We start from the raw sequence: 14,711 nt of genomic DNA on the forward strand, positions 1-14,711 counted from the left end.
GAGTGGGTCCATTGTTACAGCGAGTTCATCGTCTCTTAGAGTACGATAAAATGAAAGAGCAGCTTATAGAACACGTAAGTTCATCACTTGGAAAGAAAAAAATTGAAGAGCTTACGCCGTTGGTTAATATAGATGAAATTCAACATGCGCAAAACTCAACGTTTGAAGGAGCGAAAGTGCTGCGGTTAAAAGGACAAGCCCCACTCGGTGGAATTCGTAATATTACGGCAAGTGTAAAACGTGCACAAATTGGCGGTATGTTAAATGAGGGCGAGTTACTAGAAGTTGCGAGTACGATATACGGAGGAAGAAGATTTAAGAAGTTTATTGAAGACATGATTGAAGATGAAGTAGAACTTCCAATTTTACAACAATTAGTAAACTTAATTACTCCACTTACGGATGTTGAGCGCGAAATTAAAATGTGTATCGACGATAACGGTCATATGTTAGATTCAGCTAGTCCTACTTTACGAACGATCCGTCATCAAATTAAAAGTCACGAAGCCTCGATTCGTTCTAAGTTAGAGAGCATCATTCGCTCCTCTAGCAATCAAAAAATGCTGTCTGATTCGATTATTACAATCCGAAATGAACGTTACGTAATTCCGGTAAAACAAGAGTATCGTAGCAACTTTGGTGGACTGATCCACGACCAATCGGCTTCAGGGGCAACGTTATTTATTGAACCGCAAGCAGTTGTGTCGATTAATAACCAATTAAGAGAAGTACGAATGAAAGAAAAGCAAGAGGTTGAAAAGATTTTACACGAGCTTTCCGCAAAAGTTTCTGAAGTAAGTGAAGAGCTACTCGAAAATGTTAAAACACTTGCTGAAATTGACTTTATTTTTGCGAAAGCTTTATATTCCAAAGCGATAAAAGCTTCTCAGCCTAAATTGAATGATGAAGGTTTTATTAAAATGAAAAAAGCACGTCATCCTCTTATTCCACACGAGGAAATCGTTCCAATCGATGTTGAATTAGGGAAGACATACAGTTCGATAATTATTACTGGTCCGAACACGGGTGGTAAAACCGTCACATTAAAAACGACCGGGTTACTTACGTTGATGATGCAATCTGGTTTACACGTTCCTTGTGAAGAAGGATCAGAAATGGCGGTATTCCAATCGATTTTTGCTGATATTGGCGATGAGCAATCGATTGAACAAAATTTAAGTACATTCTCGTCTCACATGACAAACATTATTGATATTATAGATAAAGTAGATCACGAAAGTCTCGTTCTTTTTGATGAGTTAGGGGCAGGTACGGACCCAACAGAAGGGGCGGCATTAGCGATTTCGATTTTAGATGATGTGTATCAGCGTGGAGCTAGAATCATTGCAACGACTCACTACAGTGAATTGAAAGCTTATGCCTACAATCGACCTGGTGCAATTAATGCTAGTGTAGAATTTGATGTTGAAACGTTAAGCCCTACGTACCGCCTTTTAATTGGTGTTCCGGGAAGAAGTAACGCTTTTGCGATCTCAGAACGATTAGGATTAAATAAAGAAATTATTGATAAAGCGAAAGAACAAATCTCTACGGAAACGAACAAAGTAGAAAATATGATTTCTTCACTAGAAACAAGTCAAAAAGCAGCAGAAAAAGAATTGGAAGAAGCTCAAAAGGTCCGAGATAATGCAGAAGCATTGCGGAAAGAGTTAGAGGACCAATTTTCGGCATTTGAGATGGAAAAAGAAAAGCTTTTAGAAGAAGCAGAAAAGAAAGCTCATGATGCTGTTGAAACTGCGAAAGAAGAAGCAGAATTTATTATTGAAGAATTAAGGGAACTTCAAAAAGAAGCAAACGTTGTAAAAGAGCATCAGCTCATTGATGCAAAAAAACGTCTCGAAGAACAACAGCCTAAATTAAAAGAGAAAAAGAAGAAGCCTTCTGTGAAGAAGGTATCAAAAGAGCTAATGCCTGGTGATGAAGTAAGAGTGCTTTCATTCGGTCAAAAAGGTCATATCGTTGAAAAAATATCAGATAAAGAATTTCAAGTGCAAATCGGGATTATGAAAATGAAAGTACAAATTGATGATCTCGAGCTACTTGATCGACCGAAACAAATCGAGAAAAAGCCGATGGCAACGGTTCGAGGATCGAATCATCATGTTAAGCCTGAACTCGATCTTCGTGGCGAGCGCTTTGAAGATGCGATGCTTCGTGTTGAAAAATATTTAGATGATGCCTTATTGGCAGGATACAGCCAAGTGTCGATTATTCACGGTAAAGGAACTGGAGCCTTAAGAAAAGGAGTGCTCCAATTATTAAAATCCCACCCACAAATAAAAAATTCAAAGATGGCCGCAATGAACGAAGGTGGATTCGGTAATACAATCGTACAATTTAAGTAATAGGAGGTGAGAACCGATGGAGCAGTTATTTGAAATTGACTTTGTGTACACAGCAGCTTCATTTAGTGTTGCCGTATTAGCGATGGTTGTCTTTTTGGCTATTTTTGAAACGGTCACAAAGTATAACAATTGGCAAGAAATAAAAAAAGGGAACATTTCAGTTGCGCTTGCCACTGGTGGGAAAATCTTTGGGGTTGCCAATATTTTTCGGTTTTCTATTCAACATAATGATTCGATTTTAACGATGTTAATCTGGGGATCATTTGGGTTTTCTCTACTTTTATTTGCTTATTTTATTTTTGAATTTTTAACACCACGTTTTAAAGTAGACAGTGAAATAGCTAAAGATAACCGCGCTGTCGGTTTCATTTCCTTTATTATTTCAGTAGGGCTTTCATTTGTTATTGGCGCAGGTATTATTAAGAATTAGAAATGGAGCGGTATAAACTTGGAAACGCTTTGGAAAGTTTTATTCATCTTTTGTGCGGTCTTTATGATCGCTGGAGTTATTTATTTATTTTTTATAGCATGATTGGTTAGTTGGTTTGTTGGTTAGTCGCTAGTTGGTTAGAAAAGCCCCAGAATTTTATATATAAATGGTGAAGCTACAAAAACTCATGGGGATTTGTATGAAAGAAAAAGGCGGATGATTTCGTGAACGAGCCTCTGAGATTCGTTAGAAGGTCACAGAGAAGTGAAGGAAATCATTCGCCTTTTTCCCTATTAGATGGTGCTGGATACTTTTTATTTAATTTAAAAATTCAAAATATTATAAAAACATATTTATTTTTGCAACCGCATACATTACAATGTAAATAGAGGAGAATGCCATTGTTTAGAAAGGAGATGAAAATAAAAAGGAGGAGATTGTGAATGGAAGAAACTGGTTTGAGGCCGTGGTTAGCTCAATATCCTGATGAAATTCCAAAGACAATGCAGTTTGAAGAAAGAACATTACAAAGTTATTTAAAAGAGGCCGCAGAGAAGTATCCTGAAAAGAAAGCGATACACTTTATAGGGAAAGAGCTATCTTACAAACAACTTTATGACTCTTCCTTAAAGCTAGCAAATCAATTGCAAAAATTAGGAGTTAAAAAGGGAGATCGCGTTGCAATTATGCTAGCAAATACTCCGCAGGCGGTTATAAGTTATTATGGTGCTCTGTTTGCTGGGGCGATTGTTGTACAAACGAATCCGCTATACGTAGAAAGGGAGGTCGAACATCAACTTAACGATTCAGGAGCAGAAATCATGATTTGTCTTGACCTTGTTTATCCGAGAGTCGCTAATGTGATGAATAAGACCAAGTTAAGACACGTTATAGTAACTGGTATAAAAGACTATTTGCCATTTCCGAAAAATTTAATTTATCCTTTCATCCAAAAAAAACGTACTGGTATTGATGTAAATATTAGCTATAATCACCGGATTTTAAGTTTTGTAAAACTTCTTGAAGAAGGTATTTCAAAAGAGATAGACATAGAGATCGATCCAAAAGAGGATCTAGCATTACTTCAATATACAGGGGGAACAACTGGACCGGCAAAAGGAGTAATGTTAACACACTATAATTTAGTGGCCAATACGAGTCAATGCGTAGGCTGGATGTATAAGTTAAGAAAAGGGGAAGAACGGATTTTAGCAGCTTTACCATTTTTTCATGTTTACGGTATGACGGTAGTAATGAATTTATCGATTATGTTTTATTCAAAAATGATCATTTTACCGAAGTTTGAACCGATTGATGTTTTAAAAACGATTGAAAAGCAAAAGGCAACAATATTTCCAGGGGCACCAACAATGTATATTGCACTTTTAAACCATCCGAAAATTAAAGATTTTGATTTATCTTCGATCGAAGCTTGTATTAGTGGTTCGGCAGCGCTACCAGTAGAAGTCCAGTCAAAGTTTGAACAAGAAACCGATGGTAATTTAGTCGAAGGCTACGGCCTAACTGAGACGTCACCAGTAGTAATTGCTAACCTAATTTGGGGCGAGCGGAAATCGGGAAGCATCGGTTTACCGTGGCCAAATACGGATGCGGCCATTTTATCGATCGAAACAGGAGAGCCAGCTGAACCGAACGAAATTGGTGAAGTCATGGTGAAAGGTCCTCAAATCATGAAAGGGTATTGGAAACGACCTGAAGATACCCAGGCTACTTTTAAGGATGACTGGTTCCTAACTGGAGATATGGGCTATATGGATGATGAAGGCTACTTTTATATTGTCGACCGTAAAAAGGATATGATCATTGCTGGTGGCTTTAATATTTACCCACGGGAAATAGAAGAAGTTTTATATGAACATGAAAAAGTTCAAGAAGCTTGCATTATCGGAGTTCCAGACGAGTACCGCGGTGAAACTGTAAAGGCATTTATCGTTCCAAAAGAAGGGCAGACCTTAACCGAAGAAGAGTTAGACCAATATTGTCGAAAGCATTTAGCCGCCTTTAAAGTACCAAGACTTTACGAATTTCGAGATGAATTACCAAAAACAATGATCGGTAAAATATTGCGACGAGTTCTAGTAGAAGAAGAAAAGAAGAAACTAGAAAAAGAGGATATAGGATAGAAATTAGTGGTGATGCCTTCAAATTGATTGAGGGCTTTTTTTTGAAAGTTGGTTTGTTGGACAGTTGGATTAGTCGGAAAGGAAAAACCTGACTTTTACATGTTAGGTGAGATGGTTCATCGTCATTGGTGTTTTGTATGAAAAAAGAACGAGTAATTTCCTGAACGAGCCTCTAAAATTCGCAAGAAGTTGCTCCTGCGGTTACTCGTCGAAAGTTGCACGATGATTCCTCATAGATGTATCTCATGGTGTGATTGAGGTCAGTAGCTTTACAGCGAGGAGAGGGAAATTACTCGTTCTTTTACATATTAGATGGTGAAGGTTAAACATACATGAAGTTTTTGTATAGAATTTTTATTTTAATAAAAAAATTTTAAATTTTGTAATAAATCACTTTATTATTGTAAACGTTTTCATTACAATAGAGAAAGAGGAGAATGCTTTTTTAAAATACTATCAACTTAGAGATTGATGGTATAAGAAAGGGGAGGTAAAAGGAGGACATACATAAATGGATTTGTTATCTAAAAACCCATGGATTAATCATTACCCTACCGAAATACCTACCTCAATTAACTATGAGGAACGAACGTTACAAAGTTATTTAAAAGAAGCGAGTGAAAAGCATCCTAAAAAGGCTGCATTGCACTTTTTAGGGAAAGAACTTACTTATCAACAACTTTATTCGTCAGCATTAAAGTTTGCTAATCAGTTAACAACACTTGGTGTCAAAAAAGGAGATAGGGTAGCGATAATGGTTGCTAATACTCCACAATCAGTGATTAGCTACTATGGTGCATTAATGGCTGGAGCTATTGTTGTGCAAACGAACCCCCTTTACGTAGAGAGAGAGTTAGAGCATCAAATGGTCGATTCAGGAGCTAAGGTGATCATTTGTTTAGATCTCTTATATCAAAGGGTGAAAAAAGTTTGGCCGAAAACGAGCCTTGAACATGTAATTGTCACGGGAATTAAAGATTATTTACCATTCCCTAAAAATTTAATTTATCCTTTTATTCAAAAGAAAAATACTGGCATTACTATTGATGTAGATTACGGTCGTAATGTCCATTCCTTCGTAAACCTTTTAAAAACAGGGGAAGAAAAGGAAATCTCACTTTCTTTTGATGTAAAAGAAGATTTAGCATTACTACAATATACGGGTGGAACTACAGGTGTCGCCAAAGGAGTAATGTTAACACACTATAACTTAGTAGCTAACACTACCCAAGCGATTAGATGGATGTATAAAATGACTCCTGGAGAAGAAGTTGTTTTATGTGCATTACCGTTCTTCCATGTGTATGGAATGACTGTGGGCATGAATTATTCAATAATGCACGCGTCAAAAATGGTCATTATTCCAAAGTTTGATACGAAACAAATATTAAAAGGGATACAATCTCAAAAAGTGACAGTGTTCCCAGGAGCACCAACAATGTACATCGGACTTATTAATGATCCGAATATTAACAAATATGATTTATCATCGATTGAAGTATGTATTAGTGGCTCGGCCCCACTTCCAGTCGAAGTCCAACAAAAATTTGAACAGTTAACAGGCGGTAAACTTTCTGAAGGTTTTGGTTTGACAGAAGCAGCCCCGGTCACCCACTTTAATCAAGTTTGGGGGAAGCGTCCTACTGGCAGCATTGGTTTGCCATGGCCTGATACTGATGCGCAAATTTTAGATGCCGAAACAGGTGAGTTCGCTAAACCAGGGCAAATTGGTGAGCTTTTAGTGAAAGGGCCTCAAGTAATGAAGGGTTATTGGAATCGTCCTGAAGAAACTCAAGCAACGCTTCAAGATGGTTGGTTATATACTGGAGACATGGGTTATATGGATGATGAAGGTTATTTCTATATCGTTGATCGCAAAAAAGACATGATTATTGCTGGTGGCTTTAATATTTATCCTCGTGAAGTTGAAGAAGTTCTTTACGAACATGAAAGTATTCAAGAAGCTGTTATTATTGGGGTTCCTGACCCATATCGTGGGGAAACCGTTAAAGCTTACATCGTTTTAAAGGAAAACCACCAATTAACGGAAAAAGAACTTAATGAATTTTGTCGTAAGCATTTATCCGCCTACAAAGTTCCTAGACTTTATGAGTTTAGAGATGAATTACCAAAAACAATGGTAGGAAAAGTTCTTAGACGGGCACTGCTAGAGGAAGAAGAAGAGAAGTTGAAATCCTCAGAAAGCGATGATCAATTAAAAAGTAGCTAAACTATTAACTTACCCAGTTTTGAGGTACAAGAATTAAGAACTAGACAACAGAAAGATTAAGAAGGTGGGCCAAAACAAAGTGTCAGACACCGCTAGACACCGAATATAGACATATGATAAATCTTTACGTCTATATTTAGTAGAATCCGCGTGGTGTCAGACACTTTTGGCCCACTCTCTTTTTTAGCTTGAAAGTGAATTGGAGCAAAAATCTTTTGGGTGGACAATAAGACAATAGATTAGACAATAATTAGTAATTACTTCGGACAACAAAGTGTCAAATCACCAGAGGTACTACTAAATTATAGATGCACATATTTAACATCTGCTGTACCTATCGGTGACCGACACTTTGCTTTGGAATACTCTCTTAAACATGCAACCGATTTACTCAAGTGTATCATCAACGATCGGTTCATTTGTAATATAGTTGGCACCGTAATGTTTTAATGTAGATGAAACTAGGTCATAAACTTTTGGTGTTGCTGCTTCTATTGTTAAAACTACGGCACCACCTTTCACATGCTTTTCAATTTCTTCTGCTTCGTACTTGTTAATCCCAATATCCATCAGCCCACCAATGATACCTCCGGTCGTTGCCCCAGCGAGTGCCGCATAAATAGGGCCTAACGCTAGTAATGCACCTAAGCCTGGAAATGCTAATAAACTAAGTCCGGTTAAAGCTCCGCCAACACCACCTATAGCAGAACCGTATAAGATTCCATTAAGAGGGTGGTCACTACTCATGTCATCTCCTTCAGCTCTAGTTGGATCTGGGCGATGAATAAAAGAAATGTCGTCTCTAGGTACTATATGTAATAATGCATGAAATGCTTCTTCTGCACTATGCAAATCATAAAAAGTTGCAATAATATGAGGCTTTCCCATTCGTTTCCCCCCTTTTTAATTAAAATTCACAATTTACAATTGATAATTGTTTGTTGAGTAGAGCTACGAAGTTTTTTGAATTTAAAATGTATAATTGATAATTGTTAAATAACTCATTGATGCTTCGAAGCTAATGCATTCAAAAATTTTTTTTAATTTTTAATTGTATATTGTACATTTGAAACTACAACGTCAATATATACTCCTTCACTGCTTTGATTTGTTCTGTATTTAAGCCAAGGTTAGGTAAAGAAGGCATTGTCCCAATTCCGTTGAGTAAAATTTTTTGGAGCTCTTCTTCGGAATATTTCAAACCAACATCTTGCATTCCTGGTCCAACTTTAAATTCATCCGTTACGTTATGGCAGCCAAAACAACTTTGCGAAAATATCGTTTCCCCATCAGCTGCAACTTCTGCTACTTGATTAAGCGGAACGGCCATTAGAGCATACCCAAAAGCCCAAATCGCTAATAAACAATAAGTGACAACGAGAAAGCGGGGAACTTTTGCATTTCCCATACGAATGTCTTTGGACATATCTTCTACTTGTGGAGTTGGCGGTTCATCAGTAGGTGCACCGTGTTCAGTTTTTGGATGCTGCTCTTTCATTTCTTCATTATTTACTTCACTATTCTGTTTATCTTTATCCAAACCTACACACCTCACTTTCTATTTGAAACTAGGGTGGAGCTACACTAATTCACCGGTCGACCTTCTGTTTGTGGCGAAGGCTTTAAACTCATTAAATACGCAATTAAATCTTCCATATCTTGATCACTCAAATAATCGTATCTTGGCATGATGCTCCCTGGTAAAATTTTCTGAGGATTAATTAAGTGTTCACGATGCCAGTCTGCATTCCAGCGATTACCGACCCACATCAAATCAGCACCTGTTCTTTTAGAGCCAAGCATTGCCGGTGCTTCATAATAATAGTCCGCTGGTTGAGATATAGGTCCTAAAGCACTATCGGCTAGTACTGGACGAACAAACATTGTATGACAAACGTGACAACCTTCACGTATATAAACTTCTCTACCGCGATATTCAGCCGAGTCGACAGAGTAATTTCTTAATTCTGCATTTTCATTAGGTGCTTGCATCTGATCGTCGTAAAACGGTAAGTATGCAGTTCCGAAAACACCGATTAAAAATAAAATTGACGCACCGATTACGTAAGTGAACATTGACCGCTCATTAGCAAACCCACTCATTAAATCACCTCCATTTTGAGTTAAGAGTTATGAGTTTTGAGTTAAGAGTTTCTGATAGAAATGCTTCGAAGCACCTACTCACAAAAACTCAAAACTCAACACTCAACACTCAAAACTGAAATCAAGCGCTACTTTCATTTGTATTTTGTGATTTTTTCCCTAATTGGATCGTTTTGTACAGGTTAATAATGAAGAATATTTGCGCAACAAACATTAATGTACCACCTACTGTTCTTATCCAGAAAAATGGTTGCATTGCCGTGAGCATTTCTACAAACTGAAGTCCATATTGAGCGCCTTCAATCCAGGCAAAACCTTCAAAAACACCTGCAGTCCACGTGCTAAATGTGAACAATAATAAACCGATCGTTGAGAGCCAAAAATGAGTTTCCATCAATCGATTCGAGTATATGTTATGATATACAATTTTCGGGAGTACATAATACATGACTGAAAATGCTACGTATGAAAATGCACCAAACACAGGTAAGTGGGCATGTCCAGGTACCCAGTCGGTAAACTTTACAATCGAACTAGGTCCTTGCAAAGATTGAAATGGTCCTTGTAAACAAGTAATTAAATAAAAGATTGCTCCCGTCACTAGAAATTTTAATGGAGTATTATGAGCGACAGCATGCCACTTCCCTTTCATCGTCCCAAATACATTTGCTAAAACAGCCCAAACAGGGATAATTAACAGCACAGACGGAATAATTCCTGCCTTCATTAGCCAAAGTGGGATCGGACCATTTTGAAGGTGGTGTGGACCATTCCATACGTAAAAAGTAGCAATCGTCCAAAAGCCGATTAACGATAGACGGTGACTATATAATGGATTTTTAGTTAAGTAGGGAAGTAAATAATAAATGAGCCCTACGCCGACAGTTGTAAACCATAAGCCAATGACGTTATGACCATAAAACCAAAAAATTAAAAACTGTGGAACTCCTGATAATAATTTATAAGGTAGATTTCCGATGATATATAATCCAGGTAACCAAATGAGCGAACCCATAAAATACCAAAGACTAACGTATAACTGCTTTTCGTTTCTGTTAGCAATCGTAGAAAAACAAATCATAGCGAGCATAGCTACACCAATAACAACTAAAATATCAATCCAAAGTGGCCATTCGCCGTATTCAGTAACTGTCGTATATCCCATCGTTAAAGCAATAGAACCAACGACAATGATAAAGTTCCAGAAATAGCCTAAAAACGTTGCCATTTTAGGAAATGACAGTTGATTTCGACAAAGTTTAGGGATAACATAAAAAAGAGCGCCTATATTAGCCATTGTTAACCAACCGAATAAAAGCATGTTTGTATGAATTGGTCGAATGCGACCAAATTGTAGTATGACTTGGAGTGGTCCCCAGACTAAAAAGTTAGGCCAAATAAATTTAAAAGCTAATATTAAACCATATATCATACCGATGACGAGCCAAACGAGTGAAGAGTAAAAAAAGATTTTCGTCGGACGGTACGTATCACTAGAAGTTTGTGTTTCCATGATGCTACTCCTTTCAAGACGTAAAGTTATCCTGCGCACGATATAACACTATTGAAGGATACCTTTACTATTTCCAAAAGTTATTACCTTATTCTCCAAAAAATACAAATATGCTCTGCTTTTATTTATAGAAGTTGATTGACATTAAATAAACGATCGACTAAAATGAAAATATGAATGAATGATCATTCATTACTATCGAATCCAGGAAGGGGTAAAACGTTGGCAAAGCGGAAAGGGCAAAAATATGATCAAATAATTGATGCAGCGGTTAAAGTGATCGCCCAAAATGGATATCATCACTCACAAGTTTCTAAAATTGCGAAAGAAGCAGGAGTAGCAGATGGAACGATTTATCTTTACTTTAAAAACAAAGAAGATATACTCGTTTCTTTATTTGAAGAAAAAATGGGAAAATTTATTCAGAAGATTGAAGAAGAATTAGCAGGAGAATCTTCAATTGAGGCGAAATTATTAATATTGATAACTATGCACCTCATGCAATTACAAAAAGATCATTCATTAGCGATTGTTACTCAATTAGAATTAAGACAATCTAACATCGAGTTACGGAATCGTATTAATGAGGTACTTAAAGGTTATTTAAAACTTATTGATACGATCATTTTACTCGGAATTGAAAAAGGAGTATTTAAAGAGGATCTTGATGTTCGCATCACAAGACAAATGATCTTTGGGACGATTGATGAAGTTGTCACTGACTGGGTAATGAAAGAGCATAAATATGACTTAGTTCAGCTCTGTGAACCTGTTCATACAATGCTACTTAACGCAATGAGGAGATCGTAGTTTCAATGCTAGTTCATATAGTACTGAAGTGAAATTTTAATGTAGAATTTTGAATTAGTTACATATTGCAATTTTTAGGTAAGTAATTCAAAATTCCCTACGAATGTTTAAAAAATTTTTTTGTAATGAATTTTTTAAATTTTCAATGTTGTTTAATTTATGTAATAATTAAAATAAGTTTGTACTATTTGAACTAGCAGAAAAATACAATAAGCATGAGTAATTGAAAGGAGTGAGTGATGTTGAGTAAGTATCAATTTTTCCTTGTAAAAGAGGAGGACCGTATCGCAACAATTACGATTAATCGCCCCCCTGCTAACGCATTGTCGTCTCCGCTACTTCAAGAGTTATCGGCTATATTCGATAACCTTGAAAACGATGATAAAGTAAAGGTGGTTGTTCTACACGGTCATGGAAGATTTTTTGCAGCAGGAGCAGATATTAAAGAGTTTACGACAGTAGAAAATGGGGCTGAGTTTGAAAAGTTAGCTGAGTACGGACAAGTTTTATTTAACCGTATCGAACAATTTTCTAAACCTGTCATCGCTGCTGTTCATGGAGCAGCACTAGGTGGGGGATTAGAGCTTGCAATGGCTTGTCATATTCGTCTTGTTTCTGAAAATTGTAAATTAGGCTTACCTGAATTACAACTCGGTTTAATTCCTGGTTTTGCTGGAAGTCAACGTCTTCCACGTTATGTAGGAGTAGCAAAGGCTGCTGAAATGTTACTAACAAGTGAGCCGATAACCGGTAGTGAGGCCGTAAAGCTAGGTTTAGCTAATCATGCTTACAGTGAAGAAGAGCTTTTAGAAAAAGCTTATGAACTAGCTCAAAAGTTAACAAAGAAAAGTGCAGTATCTATGAAACTTGCATTACAGCTTCTAACGTATGCGAACGATTATAAGTTCCAAGACGGTGTTAAAAAAGAAGCTGTGCTGTTTGGAGAAGCTTTTGAATCACACGATGGTCAAGAAGGTATTAATGCTTTCCTTGAAAAACGACCAGCACAATTTAAAGATCAATAATACTTAAGAAAAATAAAAAGGTTTTATATTTGAGTGAATTTCATAATTACCAAAAATGAGCCACATCACGCAACTATATATTGATCTTAGTGGCGGAAATAATGGATTATGAAATTCATTAATTTACTTAATTTAAGGAGGTAAAGGAATGAATATTTTTGTTGTAATGAAGAGAACCTTCGACACAGAAGAAAAAATCACCCTTTCAAATGGTTCGATTAATGAGGATGGAGCAGAATTTATTATTAATCCTTATGACGAGTATGCCATTGAAGAAGCACTTGTCCTTAAAGAAAAGCATGGCGGTGAAGTAACAGTTGTTTCTTTTGCTGAGGAAGAAGCCGATAAGGAAGTTCGTACAGCCTTAGCAATGGGAGCAGACAAAGCGATTGTTATTGATAGTGAAGAGGTAGATGATATCGATCAGTTTACAACAGCCAAAGTGCTGGCAACATTACTAAAAGATAAAGAATATGACATCGTTTTAGCAGGTAATGTCGCTGTTGATGGTGGATCAGGTCAAGTTGGCCCAAGAATTGCTGAAGAATTAGATATCCCTCACGTAACATCAATTACGAAAATTGATGTAGATGGTTCAGTTGCTACCATCGAAAGAGATGTTGAAGGTGATAAAGAAGTTGTAGAAGTGTCACTGCCAGTCCTTATAACAGCACAACAAGGCTTAAACGAGCCGAGATATCCTTCTTTACCAGGGATTATGAAAGCGAAAAAGAAACCGTTAGAGCGTCTAGAATTAGATGATATTGATTTAGAGGAAGATGACGTAGAAGCAAAAACAAAAACAGTGGAAATTTTCTTACCACCTCAAAAAGAAGCAGGTAAAATTCTTGAGGGCGAAGTAGATGATCAAGTCAAAGAGCTTGTTTCTTTATTAAAAACGGAAGCAAAAGTAATATAACTGGAGGGATATGAAAATGGCTAGAAAAGTATTAGTTCTTGCGGATATAAGAGACAATTCATTTCGTAACGTATCGTTTGAAGCCATTGCAGCTGGGAAACAAGTTGCTGATGGTGGAGAAGTTGCTGCAGTTTTAGTAGGTGAAAATGTAAGCGGTTTATCTTCTGAATTATTTTATTATGGGGCAGACCGTGTTTTAACTGTAGAGAATAGTAGTTTAAAAGATTATACGCCTGATGCCTACTCACAAGCACTTCTTCAAGTAATCGATGAGGAATCTCCAGATGCGGTGATCATGGGTCACACTGCAATTGGTAAAGACCTTGCACCTCGCATCGCTATGAAGAAACAAGCTGGCTTAGTTTCTGACGTTACTGCCTTAGAAGTTGTCGGAGAAGAAGTTGTATTCACGCGCCCAATTTATGCTGGTAAGGCGTTTGAGAAAAAAGTAGTTTCAGACGGAATTATTTTAGCGACAATTCGTCCTAACAATATTACGGCATTAGATAGAGATGAATCTCTTTCTGGTGAAGTAAAAACAGTTTCTGTTGATATTAAAGATTTACGCACAATCATTAAAGATATCGTACGTAAAAGTTCCGGTGGCGTCGACTTATCAGAAGCGAAAGTCGTTGTCGCAGGTGGCCGTGGAGTGAAAAGTGAAGAAGGGTTTAATAAGCTGTATGAGTTTGCTGATATTTTCGGAGCAGCTGTAGGGGCTTCACGTGGAGCTTGTGACGCTGAATATTGTGACTATTCATTACAAATCGGTCAAACTGGTAAAGTTGTAACTCCTGATTTATATTTTGCTTTCGGTATTTCTGGTGCAATCCAGCACGTTGCTGGAATGTCAAACTCTAAATGTATCGTAGCAGTAAACAAAGATCCAGAAGCAACAATTTTCAGCATTGCTGATTACGGAATTGTTGGCGACTTAGCTGAAGTGTTACCACTTCTACTTGAAGAATTCAAAAAAGAAGTTGTAAGTTCTTAATAATTTTTAGTTGATAGCGGCGAGTCCCTTGGTGGGGCTCGCTTTTGATTGTGTGCCCAGCATGGGTGCAATCTCTAGGGTGAAAGTCCCGAGCCGTGAAGGCAGAAGTAACGGTTAGCTTAACGCAAGGGTGTTCACGGCGACGTGAAATCTGAAGGAAGCGAGCGGCAAACTTCC

The 14,711-nt window shown here is 37.2% G+C and carries 12 protein-coding genes; 8 read left to right on the top strand and 4 right to left on the bottom strand.

Translation table 11 applies throughout. The features are described 5' to 3' along the window. Positions 1-11 precede the first annotated feature (11 nt). From BKP35_RS13005 to BKP35_RS13020, 4 genes are all read left to right on the top strand, one after another. A complete protein-coding gene (locus tag BKP35_RS13005; RefSeq protein WP_084031645.1) occupies positions 12-2,366 on the top strand; it encodes an endonuclease MutS2 in 2,355 nt (784 codons plus the stop codon). Positions 2,367-2,382: 16 nt separating this feature from the next. Beyond that, on the top strand, positions 2,383-2,796 hold the full coding sequence (locus tag BKP35_RS13010; protein ID WP_071313785.1) for a DUF350 domain-containing protein: 414 nt from the start codon (positions 2,383-2,385) through the stop codon (positions 2,794-2,796). Positions 2,797-3,239: 443 nt separating this feature from the next. After that, positions 3,240-4,940: a long-chain-fatty-acid--CoA ligase gene (locus BKP35_RS13015; protein ID WP_071313786.1), complete on the top strand. Its 1,701-nt coding sequence runs from the start codon at positions 3,240-3,242 to the stop codon at positions 4,938-4,940. Between the two features lie 511 nt (positions 4,941-5,451). Beyond that, entirely contained in the window at positions 5,452-7,170 is a 1,719-nt protein-coding gene (locus BKP35_RS13020; RefSeq protein ID WP_071313787.1) for an AMP-binding protein, read from the top strand. A gap of 387 nt (positions 7,171-7,557) precedes the next feature. Here the strand turns inward: BKP35_RS13020 and BKP35_RS13025 are convergent, their stop codons facing one another. The 4 genes from BKP35_RS13025 to BKP35_RS13040 all read right to left on the bottom strand — a co-directional run bounded on the left by BKP35_RS13025 (position 7,558) and on the right by BKP35_RS13040 (position 10,786). Then, on the bottom strand, positions 7,558-8,058 hold the full coding sequence (locus BKP35_RS13025; protein WP_071313788.1) for a DUF1269 domain-containing protein: 501 nt from the start codon (positions 8,056-8,058) through the stop codon (positions 7,558-7,560). Between the two features lie 184 nt (positions 8,059-8,242). After that, positions 8,243-8,710 carry a c-type cytochrome gene (locus BKP35_RS13030; RefSeq protein ID WP_071313789.1) on the bottom strand — a complete coding sequence of 156 codons (468 nt, stop codon included), beginning with the start codon at positions 8,708-8,710 and terminating at the stop codon, positions 8,243-8,245. Positions 8,711-8,754: 44 nt separating this feature from the next. Continuing rightward, positions 8,755-9,273 carry a cbb3-type cytochrome c oxidase subunit II gene (locus BKP35_RS13035; RefSeq protein WP_071313790.1) on the bottom strand — a complete coding sequence of 173 codons (519 nt, stop codon included), beginning with the start codon at positions 9,271-9,273 and terminating at the stop codon, positions 8,755-8,757. A gap of 121 nt (positions 9,274-9,394) precedes the next feature. Next, a complete protein-coding gene (locus BKP35_RS13040; RefSeq protein ID WP_071313791.1) occupies positions 9,395-10,786 on the bottom strand; it encodes a cbb3-type cytochrome c oxidase subunit I in 1,392 nt (463 codons plus the stop codon). Between the two features lie 177 nt (positions 10,787-10,963). Between BKP35_RS13040 and BKP35_RS13045 the strand changes: the two genes are divergently transcribed. The 4 genes from BKP35_RS13045 to BKP35_RS13060 all read left to right on the top strand — a co-directional run bounded on the left by BKP35_RS13045 (position 10,964) and on the right by BKP35_RS13060 (position 14,534). Next, entirely contained in the window at positions 10,964-11,596 is a 633-nt protein-coding gene (locus BKP35_RS13045; protein WP_071313792.1) for a TetR/AcrR family transcriptional regulator, read from the top strand. A gap of 242 nt (positions 11,597-11,838) precedes the next feature. Further along, a complete protein-coding gene (locus BKP35_RS13050) occupies positions 11,839-12,621 on the top strand; it encodes an enoyl-CoA hydratase (protein WP_245741966.1) in 783 nt (260 codons plus the stop codon). A gap of 148 nt (positions 12,622-12,769) precedes the next feature. Beyond that, positions 12,770-13,540: an electron transfer flavoprotein subunit beta/FixA family protein gene (locus BKP35_RS13055; protein ID WP_071313794.1), complete on the top strand. Its 771-nt coding sequence runs from the start codon at positions 12,770-12,772 to the stop codon at positions 13,538-13,540. A 16-nt stretch (positions 13,541-13,556) separates the two neighbouring features. Beyond that, a complete protein-coding gene (locus BKP35_RS13060) occupies positions 13,557-14,534 on the top strand; it encodes an electron transfer flavoprotein subunit alpha/FixB family protein (RefSeq protein WP_071313795.1) in 978 nt (325 codons plus the stop codon). The last annotated feature ends 177 nt before the right edge of the window (positions 14,535-14,711 follow it).

The organism is Anaerobacillus arseniciselenatis (genome assembly GCF_001865995.1).
In the GTDB taxonomy this organism is placed as follows: Bacteria; Bacillota; Bacilli; order Bacillales; family Anaerobacillaceae; genus Anaerobacillus; species Anaerobacillus arseniciselenatis.